This is a genomic window from Arthrobacter sp. CJL-S3 (assembly GCF_056711635.1).
In genome coordinates, this window is the sequence record NZ_CM160046.1 from 2,974,956 (window position 1) to 2,991,643 (window position 16,688).

A 16,688-nucleotide genomic window follows, 5' to 3' on the forward strand; every position below is an offset into this window, starting at 1 on the left:
GTCAGCACCAGCTTATGCGCTGGCCGGCTCATCCTCGGAACGATACGCAAGGATCTTTTCTTCCAGCGGAGCCTCACCCGGCTCGCAGGTCTGGTCGAGGGAGATCACCCCGTACGTCCACCCGTCGCGGCGGTACACGACCGAGGGCGCCTTGGTCTCCTTGTCCACGAAGAGGTAGAAGTCGTGACCCACGAGTTCCATGTTGTCGACCGCGTCGTCGAGCGTCAGGGATGCAGCGGGGAAAACCTTCCGGCGGATGAGCACCGGCGAATCTCCGGCCGGAATGTCGTTCTCGACGTCGTAGGGTGACTTTTCGGCGGGAGCTTCCTTGGGCTCCTGCCAGTGGTTCGCCTCGACGTAGATGGGCTCGCTGGTGCTCGCCGGCGCGAGCGTTGCCGTCGCCTCGGTGACGGACTTGGGGGTATGCCTGCCGTGGTGGACCTTTTTGCGGTCCTTCGCCCGGCGCAGGCGTTCAAGAAGCTTGTTGTAGGCGAGGTCGAACGCGGCAAACTTGTCCGCGGCGCTGGCTTCGGCACGAATCACGGGACCCCGTCCCAGGACGGTCAGCTCAACCGTGAGCATCTCGTCGGTCTGCCGGGCCTTGGTCTCCTTGGAAACCTTCGCGTCCACCCTCTGGACCTTGTCCCCCAGCGACGCGATCTTCGAGATCTTCTCGTCGGCGTACTCGCGGAACCGGTCGGAGACCGTCAAATTACGTCCGCTGATCATGAACTCCATGGTGCCCTCCAAATGACTTCGGTGACACGACGGCGGCACTTCCTGGGGCTGATCTGACTGACAGTCGAGCCCCTTTCCGAGCCGCTATCGACAGGTACATCTATTCTTGGTACCCATCTCCGACGTTAGTTCATAGCCCCCTCTTATTCATCCTTTTTTGGTTTATTTTTTTCCTTGACGTGGCGGTTCCCCTGCCACCGCACGGTCCGCGGCGCCGATGTCGAGTGTGCCGGGCGGGCGTGTCGCAGCAACGACAACGGCTCCCCTCACCACGGCGCCGGCCGCCCGCAGCGCCCGGGCCGCCTCGGCCACCGTGGCCCCGGTGGTGAGCACGTCGTCAACGATGATGCACGGCCGGCCGTTCACGTTCGGGGCGAACAGCCCGCGGCGGACCCGCATGGATCCCCGCACCCGCTGTGCGCGGTCCCCGCGGCCCAGCCCCTTCTGTCCGCCGGGTGCTCCCCGGGCTGCCGGGAGCCGGTACGCGGCCCCGGGCGGCGGCTTCCCTGCCGCTCCCCCGGTCGTCGTGGCGGCGGCCCGCCGCCCGGTCTTCCGGAGTGCATGGAAGGTCGTGAAGCCTGTGCGCGGCCGGCTTCCCGGGGCCCGGATCCGCCGCATCCTGCCCAGCAGCACGTGGACCGGGCTGAAGCCCCGCTTCCGGTAGGCGCGGCTGCTGGTGGGCACGGGGACGAGCACCAGCCCCGGGGCGTCCCCGGCAGCGGCCCGGACGGCCCGGGCCAGTCCGTGCGACAACACCTCCGCGAGCTGTCCCTGTCCGTGGCTCTTGAAGGACAGGACGGCCTGCGCCAGCTCCGCCCGGTACGCGCCTGCGGCAACGACCGGAAGGAGCACGGAGCCGTCTACATCCATCAGGGCGGGTGCCTGCGCCTCGGCCCGGAACGGCCGGCGCAGCAACAGCCGGACCTGCCGTTCGCAGCCTCCGCACAGTGCCAGATCCTCGGCGCCACAGCAGACGCAGTCCACCGGCGCCGCGAGGGCCAGCACCTCGGCCGCCGCCTCCGCCGCCGCGTCCGCCAGCCGCGCCAGGGGCCGGCGGTAGCTCCCGCGGTGTCCCGCCGCGGCCCTTGCCGTCGTTGCCAGATCAGGGTCGGTGCTGGTACTGACCCGGCGGTCACGGTCACGGTCACGGTCACGGTCACGGAATTCTCTGGAGGTCCTCACAGACACTAGGTTCCCCCTGCCCGGCGGAGGGCAGCAGGGCCGTGGCACGCCATGTGGAAAAGTCGCCCGTGCATTGAGACGCCCGTGACATCTGTTGGGCCCCCGCGCCCGGACGTCCGTGGCCCCTACCCCGGATAGGACGGGTCGACCGGCCCCTTGAGCTGCGGCGACCAGCCGTTGCCGAGCCGCTGGAAGATCCCTTCCGCGGACTGCGCGTAGATCTCCTCCGCGCCGTTCCCGGCGCTGAGCGCGGTGAGTCCCGGCCACGGCGCAAGCTGCAGCGGCTGGGACGAGGTGAGGGAGAGCAGTTCAGGGGTGACGGATTCGCTCGGGGAGCCCTTCATCACGGCCACTGTGGTGTCATCCACCCATACGCCCTGGTCCGGATCGTTGGTCGCCAGCAGGGTCATTGGCACAGTGAGGTCTTTGGGCGTGCCGTCCGCGGCACGGACAATGCCCGCGACCTGGACCTTGGTCTTGCCGTTCTGCTCCGTGAGGACAAGGGCTCGGGTGCCCTCGCGGGAGATCCGGAGCTCCTTGACGGCCCGTCCCGCGAGCCAGGCCGGGGACAGCGTCACCGCGGGAACGCTTAAGCCCTCCGGCACGCCGACGGGCCGGTGCGCGATGATTTCCGTGGCGCCGTTGGCCCCCGGCCCCGCCGTCCAGACCCAGTCGTACCGGTCGAAGGAGGGGCGGGTCAGCGTGGAGCGGGTGGTCAGCGCCCGGGCGGGCTGCCCGGGCACCACGGAGTACAGCGTGCCGCGTCCGGCGTTGAGGAAGGCGGCGGACTGCGAGACGGGAGACTCCGCCGGGGCCCGCGGCCCCAGGGCCGAGACAGGCTGGATGTCCGGAAGCGGCGAGATCCGGTTGTTCTCATACCGGACCAGGTCGTTGTCGCTGACGGCGATCTGACGGGCCGGGACGTTCTTGTCCCGGATCGGCGGCAAAACCGACCCGTTGTCCTCCACGCGCACCAGATCCTGGTTGGCGCGGAGCTCAACGTTGATGACATCGGGCTGGCTGCGGAAAGTCAAGGCAAGCTGGGTCTGCATCCGCAGCCGGTCCTCGTTGGACGCCTCCACGAGGTCCTTGGCCGTGAGGTCCACCTGGGCGGCGCCGGAGACGACCGGGACGGACTCGCGGGCCAGCTTGATGCCGGAGGGGAAGGCGCTGACGACGGCTCCCTTGAGGTACGGGGCCGGACCGCCGAGCAGGGCGCTGGTCATGGCCTTGACGGTCTTCTTCTTGATGAACCACCGGACATCGGGCACCGCGTAGGTGAACGTCGGGTCATAGAAATAGATCGGATAGGCGCCGTAGATGACCTTGAACGTCTCTTCCGGGATCGCCGTGCCGTCCGGGAGTTCCGCAATCCGCCATTCACCGTCCACCTGGGTCAGGGTGGCGGGGATGTTCTCTTTGGTGCCCTCCGGCAGCTGGGTCGCCACCCCGTCCGCGTCGACGGAGTAGGACACATCCAGTTCATAGTTGAAGACGTTTTCGACGCCGGTCGGCACGACGCGTGCGGCGCGGAAGACCAGCGCCCGCTGGTCCGGCTTCCACGTGACCGACGCTGCCTGGGTCAGGTACTGGCGTGCGACCGCGTAGTCGTCCTCGTAGCCGCTGCCGGCGAGGTAGAAGTCCTCGATGACCGCCTCCGGCGCGGCGCCCTCGCGCGGCGCGGACGGGAAGAAGACGGGGGCGTTCTTGGGGTTCCCGGCGCTCTCGTCGGTGCTTTTTCCCACCGGACCCGAGCGGGGGATCTGGGCGCACGCGGTCAGCAGGAACAGCAGGACCGCCAGCAGGGCGGCGGCCGCGCGGGTGGCCGTCCGGGGGGAAGCGCTCATGACCCGTCCTTCGTTCCGGTTTCGGCCGTTCCGGGGATTGCGGCTCCGGTACGGGCCGCTCCGGTACCGGCCGCCCCGGCATCCCGGGTCCCGGCGGCGGACCCGCCGTCGCCGTCGTTCCCGTTGTCGTTATCGGTGCGCGGCGCCGGCGAGTGGTCCAGCAGCAGCATGGTCCGGTCGCTGCCTGCACCCTGAAGTCCGACGTCGACCGGCTCCAGCTGGAGGGGGGACTTCGTGATGGTCTCGCCCTGGCGCAGCGCGAGGGTGAGACGGAAGTTGGCGCCGCCACCTTTCCTCCCCCAGGCCTGGAGCCAGCCGTTGTGGAGTTTCGTGTCCTCGGCGGCGATGGACAGGCCAAGGCCGCTGCCTCCCGTGGTACGCGCCCTGGCCGGGTCGGCGCGCCAGAACCGGTCGAACACGCGGGCCGCCTCCGCGGGGGTCATGCCGATGCCGTGGTCGCGGACGGCGACAGCCACGGCGTTGTCGTTGGCGGCCACGGAGATGTTCACCGGGCGTCCCTCGCCGTGTTCCAGGGCGTTCAGGACGAGGTTGCGCAGGATCCGGTCGATCCGGCGGTCGTCCATGTCCACAATGATGCTGCCCGCGGGCGCGTTGAGGGTGACCTCGGAGCCGTACTCGGCGGCGACCGGGGCCACGCCTTCCATCACATGCGACACAAGCTGCACGATGTCTCCCGGTTCGGCGTCGAGCGTGGCCACCCCGGCGTCGAAGCGGGAGATCTCCAGCAGGTCCGCCAGCAGGGACTGGAAACGCTCCACCTGGTTGTAGAGCAGCTCCGCGGAACGCTTGTTGACGGGGTCGAAGTCGCCGCGCGCGTCGTAGAGCACTTCGGCGGCCATCCGCACGGTGGTGAGCGGGGTGCGCAGTTCGTGCGAGACGTCGGAGACGAACCGCTGCTGCATCTGGGACAGCGTGGCGAGCTGGGTGATCTGCTCCTGGAGGCTGGCGGCCATGTGGTTGAAGGAAGCTCCGAGCCGGGCCACCTCGTCCTCGCCTTTGACCACCATGCGTTCCTGCAGCTGCCCGGCGGCGAGCTTCTCGGAGACCAGCGCGGCATGGCTGACGGGGCTGACGACGTTCCGGGTCACATACCAGGCCACGGCGCCGATCAGCAGCGCCAGCACAGCGCCGCCGGCCAGGAGGACGTTCTGGATCTCGTCGAGGGTCTTTTGGGCCGTGTTGAGGTCATAGATCAGGTAGAGCTCGTAGACCGTGCCATTGAACGTGACCTTGTTGCCGACGGCAATTCCGGGCCGGTCCTCGGTGCCTACCGGGAACTCCGTTGAGGCCCAGAACTGCTCCTTGCCGGAGTCCTGCACGGCCTTGCGCAGTTCGGGCGGAATGACGCTGATGGTGAGCTGGTCCGACGCCCGCGATTCGACCCAGCGGTTGCGGGGTTTGGTCTGTTCGGGCATCGCCTCAAAGACGTACCGCCGCTGGATCACGGAGCCGCGGCCCTCGACGGCGTTCAGGGTGTCATAGACGAGCGTAATGACGCTGGACTGGTCGGTGACCTGGGCGCCGTCGAACGTGTCCTGGATCTGCTTGACGTTGTAGCGCGTCTCCGATTCGGCCTGGACGAGCCGTTCCTGGAAGAGGTTGTTAGCGATCTGGTTGGACAGGTACGCGCCGACGACGGCGAAGGACGAGATCGCCAGCATGAGGGTCGTCAGCACGGTCCGGAACTGCAGCGACCGACGCCACTTCCGGTGCAGGGAGCGCAGCATGTAGCGGATGCCCGGAAGCAGGCGCGACGCGCCGATGCTGACCAGCCGCGCCACCCGCACACCCACGATCCGGGCGCGCTTCACCCAGAGCCGGGTGCGGAAGCGCATGGACTGCCAGCCGTCGGCAAGGCCTGCAAGGCGAGGGGCGGGAGGTGCCGCAGCGGGTCCGGCGTTGCCGGGCGGCGGCGCAGCGGGTCCGGCGGTGCCGGGTCCGGCGGTGCCGGGTCCGGCGGTGCCGGGCTCGGACTCGCCGGCCGGGGCCCGGCTTGCGTCCGGGGCGGCGGAAGCGGGCGCCGTGACGCCCGGTTCGTGGAGGTCAACTGAGGTGCGGGCGGCGTTCTGCGGAGCGCCCCGCTCCTGCGGGGCGCTCACCGGACCGGCTCCGGGGCGGCCGTCCCGCGGTTCAGGAACCTGCTTTGTAGCCGACACCACGGACCGTCAATACAACTTCGGGGGCTTCCGGGTCGCGTTCGATCTTGGACCTCAGCCGCTGGACGTGGACATTGACCAGCCGGGTGTCGGCGGCGTGCCGGTAGCCCCAGACCTGTTCCAGGAGCAGCTCCCGGGTGAAGACCTGCCAGGGCTTGCGTGCCAGCGCGACCAGCAGGTCGAATTCCAGGGGCGTCAGCGAGATGCGTTCGGTGCCGCGGCTGACGAGGTGTCCCGCCACGTCGATGGTCACGTCGGCAATGCGCAGCGTCTCCGGCGCCTTCTGGTCGCCGGGCCGGAGCCGGGCCCGGACGCGCGCGACGAGCTCGGCCGGTTTGAACGGCTTCGGAACGTAGTCGTCGGCCCCGGACTCGAGTCCGCGGACCACGTCCGAGGTGTCCGCCTTCGCGGTGAGCATCACGATCGGCACGTCGGACTCGGCCCGGATCTGGCGGCAGACTTCAATGCCGTCAATGCCCGGGAGCATGAGGTCAAGCAGCACAAGGTCCGGTTTGGCGGAGCGGAAAACTTCCAGCGCCTGCCCGCCGTCAGCGCAGAAGACGGGTTCAAATCCGTCATTGCGCAGCACAATACCGATCATCTCGGCCAGCGCCTCGTCATCGTCCACTACCAGAATGCGTGCCTTCATATGTATATATTCCCCTATTGAAATGGCTTTGTCGTATTCGGCGGCGCCCCGGCATGGCGCCGCAGGCACCCGGGCCGCAGATCCACGCTGCAGCGCGTCGTCCAGCCGGCTGTGACAAACCCCGCTCCGTCCCGCATGCTGTGGACAGGTACACATCACCAGCCAGGAACCCCAGGAGGATTCTGTGAGCACCCCGATCTACCAGCGCGCCCTCGGCACTGACTATGCCCGGCTGCAGCCGGAGCTGCAGGAGTACTTCTCGCTCACACCCGGCTCCGGCCACTACGGTGTCGGCGAGGGTGTGTTTGAGGTGGTCGGCTGCCGGCAGAAGTGGCTCCGGCCCCTGCTCAGCCTCGCCAGCGGAGAGGAGTCCTTTTTCCCGGAGTACGGGGAGGGCATCCGGTTCCGGATCGAGAACCACGCCCACCTGGACCCCTTCGGCCGGTCCAGCCTCACGGCCCGGCGCGAGATCTTCTTCCCGGGCACCACCCGCGTGTTCCACGACACCACAAGCTTCGATGAATCGGGCAGCCGGCACGGGCTGGTGGATTACGTCGGGCGGTACCGGCGGCTGGTCACGGACCTTAACCTGAGCGTCACCGCCGGGGGCCGGCTGCGCGGGGTCTCGGAGGCGTCACGGCTCTTTCTCGGGCCGCTGCGGATTCCCCAGCCCGGCGTCCTCGATGCAAAGGCCTACGCCGAACAGTGGTGGGCGCCGGAAGAGGGCAAGGCCGGGAAGCACCGGATCCAGGTGAAAGTGATCCAGCCGCAACTCGGGCTGGTCCTGGTCTACGCCGGGCACTTCGACTACCGGCTGGAACCGTATCCCGGCGGTGTGGCCGCCCCGGGCTACCTTCCGGAGCACGCGAGGCCGGACCGCTGGGAAGCCCGCAGGTGACGGCGCCGCGTCCGAACCCCAGCGAAGTCCGAGCTGGTTGAGTCCGTCGCGGCACCGCGTCCGGCGCTAGCCGAGCGCGAGCTGGTTGAGTCCGTCGGCCACCTGGGTCAGCCGGGTCAATACCGCTGTCGCGGACGACGGCGAATACCGGGCCAGCCCGTCCGAGGGCGTCACCCGGAGGGCACCTAGGGTCGAGGCCGGCAGTCCCAGCTGGCGCCACGGCCGCCAGACGGTTTCCACGACGTCGGCCACGCGGGGCAGCGCTGCGGCGGGGTTGGAGACGTCCAGGGCGCCGGCCCACAGCCGTTTGCCCGACTCCACCGCGCCGGCGAGCTGTTCCCACTGGCGGGACGTCAGGGCCCGCAGCGGCACGGCAATCCCGTCGGCCCCGGCGGCCAGGATCCGGTCAAAGGGCGCCTCGACTTCCGGGACGCAGACCACAACCTCGACGGCGCCGGCTGCCCGCAGGGCGTCGATGACCAGCTGCCAGGCGTCGGTGGCTTCCCTGCCCGGCACCGAGCGCAGGGTCCGGTATCCGCTGGAGGTAGGAATGGTGCCGGCCAGCACCGACGCGATTTCCGGCTCGTCGATCTGGACGACGATCCGCGCCCCGGGGGCCGCCGCGGCGATCCGGCTGAGGTAGCCGCCGGCACCGGCCGCCAGTGAGGCCGCCAGGTCCCGCCGGGCGCCATGGTCGATAAGGGCACGTTCCCCGTTGTGCAGGTGCAGGCCCGCAGCGAGGCTCAGCGGACCGCGGAGCTGGACCTTGATGTCCTGCGCCGGGGTGTCCTCCGCGCCGATCACATCGGCAAGGATGTTGATGTCGGTGGACAGGGCTGAACGCGCCCGCTTGAAATCCTTCCCGGGCCGGTCCACGATCCGCCAGCCGTAGGGCTGGACGTCCACGGCCAGGTCCACCAGCAGGGACGCTGTCCGGCCGAGCGCGTCGGAGCCGACGCCCCGGTCGGGGAGCTCGGCCAGGAAGGGCAGGTGCGGGCTGCCGAGCTCGCCGCGGATGATCCGCGCGGCCTCGACCGGATCTTCGCCGGGCCAGGGGCCCATGGCGGTGGCGGTGACCTGTTCCGGCTCCAATGGTGCGGCCACGGCTAGGCGGTGGCGGAAACGGCCGGGCCGGCCGCCCCGGGGACATGGCCGGCGGGACCGGAGCGCCCTGAATCCGCGGCCAGGTTTCCGGCGGCCAGGCTATCGGCGGCCAGTGAGGCTTCGTGGTCCTCGGCAATGGCCTCGTGGTGCCGGATGACCTCGCCGATGATGAAGTTGAGGAATTTCTCGGCGAACGCCGGATCCAGGTGGGCTTCCGCAGCGAGCCGCCGCAGCCGCGCGATCTGCGCCGTTTCCCGGCCGGGGTCGCCGGCGGGCAGCTTGTGGGTTGCCTTGAGGAATCCGACCTTCTGTGTGGCCTTGAAACGCTCGGCGAGAAGGTAGACGAGGGTGGCATCGATGTTGTCGATGCTGGAGCGGATCGACAACAGCTCCGCCATCACCGCAGGATCCACCTGACCGGCCAGCGAGCTGGCCCCGGGGTCATAGGAGTCGGCGTCGGGATGAGTCTGGTTCTGCTCGGTCATTGACCCAGTCTAGGGGCACCGGCGCTAATCACTTCTGCTGTTAAGCCGCTGCTGCACGGCCTGCTGCACGGGCTTCGGGTGCGCCGTCGGGTGCCACTTCCCCGGGTGCACGAAGGGACATGCCCGCCGTTCACTGTGAACGGTGGGCATGTCCCCGGGTGCTGTTGCCGGTGCGGCCTAGGCTTGCAGCACGGCGCGGAATTCCTCCCGGCGCCGTGCCTGCTCGTCCGGATCCGGAACCGGCAGTGAGGCGATCAGCTTCTTCGTGTAGGCGTGCTGCGGGTTGCCCATGACCTGGTTCCCGAGCCCCTGCTCCACCATTTTGCCCTTGTAGAGCACGCCCACCCAGTGGGACAGGATGTCCACCACGGCGAGGTCGTGGCTGATGAACAGGGCGGCGAAGCCGAATTCGGCCTGGATGTCCTTGAACAGTTCCAGCACCACGGCCTGCACCGACACGTCCAGGGCCGACGTGGGCTCGTCGGCGATCAGCAGCTTCGGGTTCAGGATCAGCGCCCGCGCCAGGGAGGCACGCTGCCGCTGGCCGCCGGAGAGCTCATGCGGGAACCGGTCGGCGTAGGCGGCCGGCAGCTGCACGGCTTCCAGCAGCTCCCGGGTCCGTTGCCGGGCCTGGGCCGGGGTCGGTTTGGTGTGGATGATCAGGGGTTCGGCGATGCAGTCCCCGATGGTCAGCTGCGGATTGAAGGATGCGGCCGGGTCCTGGAACACGAACCCGATCTCCTTGCGCAGCGGTTTGAAGGTGCGCTCCTTGAGGTTGAGCATTTCATAGCCCAGCACCTTCAGGCTGCCGCCGGTGGTGCGGTTCAGGCCCGCGATGGCCCGCCCGATCGTTGTCTTGCCGGACCCGGACTCCCCCACGAGGCCGAAGACCTCGCCCTCGGACAGGGTGAAGTTGACCCCGTCCACCGCCTTGAAGGCGGGGGTTCCCAGCCGGCCGGGGTACTCGATGGTCAGGTTCTTGGCCTCGACGAGCACCTTGCCGCCCTGGTGCGCCCGCTGGGTCATGCCTTCGGAGGCGGAATTCCGGCCCAGGTGCGGGACCGCGGCCAGGAGCTTCTTGGTGTAGTCCTGCTTCGGCTCGGCAAAGAGCACCCGCGCGGGCGCCTCCTCCACGACATCTCCCTGGTACATCACCACGACGCGGTCGGCGAGGTCCGCCACCACCCCCATGTTGTGGGTGATGAGCACGATCGAGGTGCCGTACTGGTCCCGGAGGTCCCGCAGGAGCTCGAGGATTTCCGCCTGCACGGTGACATCCAGGGCGGTGGTGGGCTCGTCGGCGACGATGAGCCCCGGGTTCAAAGCCAGCGCGGCGGCGATGACCACGCGCTGTTTCTGTCCGCCGGAGAACTGGTGCGGGTAGTAGTTGACCCGTGTCTCCGGGTCCGGGATGCCCACCTTGCGGAGCGCCTCAATGGCGCGGGTCTTGGCTTCCTTGGCGCTGACCCGGGCGCCTCCCCCGTGGCCGGCGTGGGAGCGGATGCCTTCGGCAATCTGCCAGCCGACCGTGAAGACGGGGTTGAGGGCGGTGGACGGTTCCTGGAATACCATGGCCACGTCCCGGCCCCGGATCTGGCGCAGCTGCGCCGGGCTGACGCTGATGACGTTGTTGCCGTTGATCAGCACCGCCCCGGAGCTGATCGCGGTCTCCGGCAGCAGGCCAAGGATGGTCTTCGCGGTGACGGTCTTCCCGGAGCCCGATTCGCCCACGATCGCCACGACCTCGCCGGGGTTGACCTGGAGGCTGACGTCCTTGACGGCGTACACGTCGCCGGCATCGGTGGCGAAGGTGACCTTGAGGTGGTCGATGTCGAGGACCGGGCCGGCGCCGGTGCCGGGCTTGTCGATGTTGATGGTCATGAAATTCTCGCTTCTGCTTCGAGTGCAGCCTGGCCGCCGGTGGTGGAGTCCGGACCGCCCTTGCCGGTGGCAGCCTTCTTGCGGCCCCGCAGGCGGGGGTCGTTGAGGTCGTTGATGCTCTCGCCGACCAGTGTCAGGCCCAGGACGGTGAGCACGATCGCGAGGCCCGGGAATACGCCCGTCCACCAGATGCCGGACGTGGTGTCCGCCAGGGCCTTGTTGAGGTCGAAGCCCCATTCGGCGGCCGACGTCGGCTCAATGCCGAAGCCCAGGAAGCCAAGGCCGGCGAGGGTCAGGATGGCCTCGGAGGCGTTGAGCGTGAAGATCAGGGGCAGCGTGCGCGTGGCGTTCTTGAAAACGTGGAGGCGCATGATCCGGATGTTCGAGGCGCCCACGACCTTGGCCGATTCCACGAACGGTTCCGCCTTGAGCCGGATGGTCTCGGCCCGGATGACGCGGAAGTACTGCGGGATGAAGACCACGGTGATGGAAATCGCCGCCGCGAGGATGCCGCCCCAGAGGCTGGACCTGCCGCCGCTGATGGCGATCGCCATGACGATGGCGACGAGCAGCGGCGGGAAGGCGTAGATCGCGTCGGCAATCACCACGAGGGTCCGGTCCAGCCAGCCGCCGATGTAGCCACTGACCAGGCCCAGGATCACGCCGATGAAGATCGACATGAGCACGGCCACAATGATGACCAGAACGGCGGTCTGCGCGCCCCAGACGACGCGGGAGAAGACGTCGTAGCTACCGACCGTCGTGCCCCAGAGATGTTTCCCGCCGGGCGCCTGCTGCGCCGGGAAGCTGCCGTCGGCGTCGGAAATCTGGGAGAAGCCGAAGGGCGCGATCAGCGGCGCGAAAACCGCGGTCAGCAGGAAGGCCGCGGTCAGGACGAGACCCGCCACGAGCATGCCCCGCTGCAGGCCGACACTCTTATTGAAGTGCGAAATGACCGGCAGGCGCCGGAACCACGGTCCCCGCGGGTCTTTGATGGGTTCAATAACGGCAGTGGTGCTCATATCAGTACCTCACGCGGGGGTCGATCAGCGCGGCGAGAATGTCCACGAAGAAGTTGGTCACGGCCACGATCACTGCGAGGAGGACCACGATGCCCTGGACGGCCACGAAGTCGCGGGCTGTCAGGTAGGTCGCGAGCTGGAAGCCAAGGCCCTTCCATTCGAAGGTCGTTTCGGTCAGGACCGCGCCGCCCAGCAGGACGGCGATCTGGAGACCCATCACGGTGATGATGGGAATGAGGGCCGGTTTGTAGGCGTGCTTGGTGACGAGGCGGTATTCGCTGACACCGCGTGAGCGGCCGGCCTCGACGTAGTCCTTGCCGAGGGTGCCGATCACGTTGGTCCGGACCAGGCGCAGGAAGATGCCGGCGGTCAGCAGGCCCAGGGCCAGGGCGGGCAGGACGGCGTGGGCCATCACATCAGCCAGTGCGGCCATGTTGCCGCTGCGGATGGCGTCCAGCCAGTAGATGCCCGTCGGCGATTCGAGCGCGGTCAGGGCCAGCTCGTTGGCGGGCGTGGCCCGGCCGGCGACCGGGAGCCAGCCCAGCCAGACGGAGAACGTGAGCTTGAAGAGCAGCCCGGAGAAGAAGACCGGCGTGGCGTAGCAGAGGATCGCGAAGACCCGCAGGCCGGCGTCGGGGCCTTTGTCGCGCCGGTGCGCGGCGACCAGGCCCAGCGGAATGCCCACAACCAGGGCCACCAGCAGGGCGTTAATGGTCAGCTCCAGGGTGGCTGCGCCGTAGGTGGCGAGCATCTCCGCGACCGGGCGGTTGTCGGACAGCGTGGTCCCGAAGTTGCCGGTGATGAGCTGGGCCAGGTATTCGAAGTACTGCACAAAGATGGGCCGGTCGTAGCCGGCAGCGGCGATCCGCTCCTGGAGCTGGTCCGGCGGAAGCCGGCCTCCCAGGGCGGCGGTAATGGGGTCACCGGTGGTCCGCATCAGGAAAAAGACCATGGTGACCAGGATGAGGATCGTCGGGAAGATCAGGAAGAACCTGATCAGGATGTAGCGGCCCAGTCCCCCACCGGACGTTTTTTTCTTTATCGGCAGAAGGCCTTCGCCGTCGGTCGGCGGCGCCTCGATAAGTGTTGTCATTGGTACCTAAATGTGTGTTCCGCGAGCCTCGTGAGCTGCGGAATCGGTTGTCCTGTATCAGCACCAAAGGCGGGGCGCCGTGTGGGCGCCCCGCCTCATTGGCTGGTCAGAACCGGATGGGGAAATGTGACCTACTTGGAAATAACACCAAGACGGGTCTTGAAGGAAGCGTCCAGGGTCTGGTCGACACCCTTGACGTCCTTGCCGGCGACCATCAGCTGGGCGCCCTGCAGCAGCGGCAGCGTGGACAGGTCCTCGGAGACGGCCGTCTGGGCCTCGCCGATGACCTTTTCGCGCTCCGCCTTGTCAACGGTAGTCAGCTGCTTGTTGATCAGCTCCGTGACGGCAGGGTTCTCGTAGTGGTTACCCAGGAAGTTGCCGGGGACGAAGAACGGCGTGAGGTAGTTGTCGGCGTCGGAGTAGTCCGGGAACCAGCCGAGCTGGTAGACCGGGTAGGCATCCGCCGTGCGGTCCTTGGAGTAGGTGACCCACTCGGTGGACTGCAGTTCGACCGTGAACAGGCCGGACTTCTCGAGCTGCTCCTTGATCATGGCGTATTCGTCGCCCGAGGACTTGCCGTAGTGGTCCGGGTTGTACTGGAGCTTAATGGTGACCGGAGCGGTGACGCCTGCGTCTTCGAAGGCCTTCTTCGCCTTGTCGAGGCTCGGCTTGCCGCTGCCGTCGCCGTACATTTCCTTCAGCGGCTGGATGGCGCCGACGAAGCCGTCGGGAACGACCGAGTAGGCCGGCAGGTAGGTGCCCTTGTAGACCTGGTTGGCGATCGCTTCGCGGTCGACGACGTGGGCCATGGCCTGGCGGACGGCCAGCGCCTTCGCGGGATCGGCGTCGGCAGCCTTGGCGCCGAACGGCATGGTGTCGAAGTTGAAGACGATGTAGCGCAGCTCGCCGCCCGGGCCCTTGTAGACCTTGACCTTGGAATCCTTTTCCAGGTCGGCGGCGTCGGTGGCCGTCAGGCTGCGGCCGGCGACGTCGATGTTGCCCTGCTGGACATCCAGCTTGAGGTTGTTCGAGTCGGCGTAGTACTTGATCGTGGCGCCGGCGTTGGCCGGCTTGCCGAGCAGGCCCTGGTAGTCCGGGTTGGCCTTGAGGCTGACAAGTTCGTTCTTCTTGTAGCTTTCGATCGTGTAGGGGCCGGCGAACGGCTTGGCCTTGACGATTTCGTCGTCGGACATCAGCTTGTCGGCCGGGAAGACCTCTTCGTCGATGATCGGGCCCGAGTTGGCGGCGAGGACGCCCGGGAAGACCTGGTCGTTGGCGGCCTTCAGCGTGAAGACCACGGTGCTGTCGTCCGTGACAGAGACAGAATCGAGGTTGCCCAGGAGGGACGCGGGGCCGTTGTCATCGGCGATGCTGACAACGCGGTCGATCGAGAACTTCACGTCGGAGGACGTCAGCGCGTGGCCGTTGGCGAACTTCAGGCCGGGCTTGAGCTTGACGGTGTATTCGGTGGGGCTGGTGAAAGAGGCAGACTCGGCAATGTCGGGAGTGGAGTCGGCGGTGCCCGGCTTCGAGTTGAGCAGGAACGGGTAAATCTGGTTCATCACCATGAAGGAGCCGGCGTCGTAGGAGCCGGCCGGGTCGAGGGTAACGACCTTGTCGGTGGTGCCGTACGTAATGGTGCCTCCGCCGGCCGCGCTGCCGGTCGCCGTTCCGCCGCCGGAGGGGCCGGTGCAGGCGGTCAGTGCGAAGGCGGATACCCCGGCGAGCGCGATGGCGCTCTGCAGGGCTTTCTTGTTCATTGCCATCTGTGAACTTTCTGTTCGATGAGTACTAGTGCGCCGCCCGGGATGGATGTTGGTTACGACTCGGGGGCAGAACACTGTCCTGATGGTCTGATTCAACCAGACGACCAACAGGTGAATCGTTACATCTTGTGAGATGAGACACAAAATTTACACGATCGCTCAGAACTCATCATTATCTTCAGGAATCACGGCTGATTTTCGGCAGGGTGCCCAGCTGGCCCCGGAGGCCGCCCGCGCGGCGACGCGGATCCGAAGACGGACGCAAAAAGCCGCACACCGGGGGTGTGCGGCTTTCCGGCGCGGGGACGGGCGGGGACGCCGGCCGAGCGGTCGTCCGATACCGGGTCGGTTATCCGACACCGGGCGGGTCGTCCGATCCCTGGTTGCCTAGAGTGCGGCCCGCTGCAGTGAGCGTGCGGCGTCGATGGTGGCCTGGCCGAGCACACGGCTGCCCTGGTAAAGGACCACGGTCTGGCCGGGGGCCACGCCGCGCAACGGCTCCGTCAGGGTGACCAGGAGGCTGCCGTGCCCGCCGGTGGCGCCGCCGGTGCGTCCTTCGGTGGCGCCGCCGTCCGGACCTTCGCCGGCCGGAACGCCGCCCTCCGCAGGCAGGCGTTCCATCCGCGCCGTGGCCGGCACGGGGTCGCCGTGGGCGCGGACCTGGGCGTAGCAGTCAAATTCCTCGCCGGTGGCCACTTCGGCGATCGGCAGCCCGGCCCAGGAGACCTTGATGCCGCGGATCTCGTCGATGGCCAGGAGTGCCTCCGGACCCACGACAACCTTGTTCTCCTTCGGCCGGATTTCCAGCACGAAGCGGGGTTTGCCGTCGGCGGCCGGGGTGCCCAGCTTCAGCCCGCGGCGCTGGCCGACCGTGAACGCGTTGGCGCCGGGGTGCTCGCCGACCTTCGCGCCGGACTCGTCCACGATGTCGCCGGTGGTCATCTCGATCTTCTCGGCCAGCCAGCCGGCGGTGTCGCCGTCCGGGATGAAGCAGATGTCATGGCTGTCCGGCTTGTTCGCCACCGACAGGCCGCGGCGTTCCGCTTCGGCGCGGACCTCGGCCTTGGACGGCGTGTCCGCGAGCGGGAACATGGAGTGCTTGAGCTGCTCGTGCGTAAGCACGCCGAGGACGTAGCTCTGGTCCTTGGCCCAGTCCGCGGCCCGGTGCAGTTCGGGATTGCCCTCGGCGTCGTTGATCACCTTGGCGTAGTGGCCGGTGCAGACGGCATCGAACCCCAGGGCGATCGCCTTTTCCAGCAGCGCGGCGAACTTGATCCGTTCGTTGCAGCGCATGCAGGGGTTGGGGGTGCGTCCCGCGGCGTATTCGTCGATGAAGTCCTGAACCACATCCTCCTTGAAGCGCTCCGAGAAATCCCAGACGTAGTAGGGAATCCCGAGCACGTCGCACGCCCGCCAGGCGTCGCGGGAGTCCTCGATGGTGCAGCAGCCGCGGCTGCCGGTGCGCAGGGTACCCGGCATCCGGGACAGCGCGAGGTGGACGCCGACGACGTCGTGTCCCGCCTCGACGGCGCGGGCTGCGGCAACGGCGGAATCGACGCCGCCGCTCATGGCTGCAAGAACTCGCATACTGACTTTCTTTGGGGGTCGGGGGTAAGTGCCGGCACCGGCCGCTGCTGGACGCAGGGAATAACACAATGCCCGCCACACCAGTCTATCGCCACGCCGAATTCTCACCCAAAAGACCTTGACGGCGCGGGTGCGCCGCTTCTAAAGTCAATGATAGTCGTTTTAGACTTACCACGGTTGTAGATTCACTGCGGTTTTAGTCTCCCTACCAGGAACGCGTGGCCCCGGTTGTGCCGGCGGCCCCAGGAACCGAGCGCAT

The 16,688-nt window shown here is 67.9% G+C and carries 13 protein-coding genes; 1 reads left to right on the top strand and 12 read right to left on the bottom strand.

Translation table 11 applies throughout. The annotated features are described in order from the left end of the window. Positions 1 to 12: 12 nt before the first annotated feature. The 5 genes from hpf to mtrA all read right to left on the bottom strand — a co-directional run bounded on the left by hpf (position 13) and on the right by mtrA (position 6,593). On the bottom strand, positions 13 to 738 hold the full coding sequence (gene hpf, locus AC06G6_RS13525; protein ID WP_479822829.1) for a ribosome hibernation-promoting factor, HPF/YfiA family: 726 nt from the start codon (positions 736 to 738) through the stop codon (positions 13 to 15). A gap of 162 nt (positions 739 to 900) precedes the next feature. After that, entirely contained in the window at positions 901 to 1,920 is a 1,020-nt protein-coding gene (locus AC06G6_RS13530; protein ID WP_479822831.1) for a ComF family protein, read from the bottom strand. A 125-nt stretch (positions 1,921 to 2,045) separates the two neighbouring features. Then, on the bottom strand, positions 2,046 to 3,767 hold the full coding sequence (locus tag AC06G6_RS13535; RefSeq protein ID WP_479822833.1) for an LpqB family beta-propeller domain-containing protein: 1,722 nt from the start codon (positions 3,765 to 3,767) through the stop codon (positions 2,046 to 2,048). After that, positions 3,764 to 5,887 carry an MtrAB system histidine kinase MtrB gene (gene mtrB / locus AC06G6_RS13540; RefSeq protein ID WP_479822835.1) on the bottom strand — a complete coding sequence of 708 codons (2,124 nt, stop codon included), beginning with the start codon at positions 5,885 to 5,887 and terminating at the stop codon, positions 3,764 to 3,766. Before mtrB ends, AC06G6_RS13535 begins: the two co-directional genes overlap by 4 nt. 31 nt (positions 5,888 to 5,918) lie before the next feature. Further along, on the bottom strand, positions 5,919 to 6,593 hold the full coding sequence (gene mtrA / locus AC06G6_RS13545; protein ID WP_024365603.1) for an MtrAB system response regulator MtrA: 675 nt from the start codon (positions 6,591 to 6,593) through the stop codon (positions 5,919 to 5,921). A 184-nt stretch (positions 6,594 to 6,777) separates the two neighbouring features. On the opposite strand from mtrA, the gene AC06G6_RS13550 reads away from it, so the two are divergent. Further along, positions 6,778 to 7,491: a DUF4166 domain-containing protein gene (locus AC06G6_RS13550; protein ID WP_479822838.1), complete on the top strand. Its 714-nt coding sequence runs from the start codon at positions 6,778 to 6,780 to the stop codon at positions 7,489 to 7,491. A gap of 66 nt (positions 7,492 to 7,557) precedes the next feature. Here AC06G6_RS13550 and AC06G6_RS13555 read toward each other — a convergent pair whose 3' ends face one another. The 7 genes from AC06G6_RS13555 to mnmA form a co-directional block, all read right to left on the bottom strand. Further along, positions 7,558 to 8,553 (bottom strand): uroporphyrinogen decarboxylase/cobalamine-independent methonine synthase family protein, encoded by a 996-nt coding sequence (locus AC06G6_RS13555; RefSeq protein ID WP_479828675.1) that lies wholly within the window; start codon positions 8,551 to 8,553, stop codon positions 7,558 to 7,560. 44 nt (positions 8,554 to 8,597) lie between these two features. Further along, positions 8,598 to 9,080, bottom strand: coding sequence for a chorismate mutase (locus AC06G6_RS13560; protein ID WP_479822840.1), 483 nt, complete (start codon positions 9,078 to 9,080; stop codon positions 8,598 to 8,600). A gap of 177 nt (positions 9,081 to 9,257) precedes the next feature. Further along, complete coding sequence (locus tag AC06G6_RS13565) at positions 9,258 to 10,961, bottom strand: ABC transporter ATP-binding protein (RefSeq protein WP_479822842.1); 1,704 nt, start codon at positions 10,959 to 10,961, stop codon at positions 9,258 to 9,260. Further along, positions 10,958 to 11,983: an ABC transporter permease gene (locus tag AC06G6_RS13570; protein ID WP_479822844.1), complete on the bottom strand. Its 1,026-nt coding sequence runs from the start codon at positions 11,981 to 11,983 to the stop codon at positions 10,958 to 10,960. The genes AC06G6_RS13565 and AC06G6_RS13570 overlap by 4 nt, the downstream gene beginning before the upstream one ends. 1 nt (position 11,984) lies before the next feature. Then, positions 11,985 to 13,076 carry an ABC transporter permease gene (locus AC06G6_RS13575; RefSeq protein ID WP_479822846.1) on the bottom strand — a complete coding sequence of 364 codons (1,092 nt, stop codon included), beginning with the start codon at positions 13,074 to 13,076 and terminating at the stop codon, positions 11,985 to 11,987. 131 nt (positions 13,077 to 13,207) lie between these two features. Further along, on the bottom strand, positions 13,208 to 14,842 hold the full coding sequence (locus tag AC06G6_RS13580) for an ABC transporter substrate-binding protein (protein WP_479822848.1): 1,635 nt from the start codon (positions 14,840 to 14,842) through the stop codon (positions 13,208 to 13,210). A 387-nt stretch (positions 14,843 to 15,229) separates the two neighbouring features. Further along, positions 15,230 to 16,411: a tRNA 2-thiouridine(34) synthase MnmA gene (gene mnmA / locus AC06G6_RS13585; RefSeq protein WP_479828677.1), complete on the bottom strand. Its 1,182-nt coding sequence runs from the start codon at positions 16,409 to 16,411 to the stop codon at positions 15,230 to 15,232. Between the last annotated feature and the right edge of the window lie 277 nt (positions 16,412 to 16,688).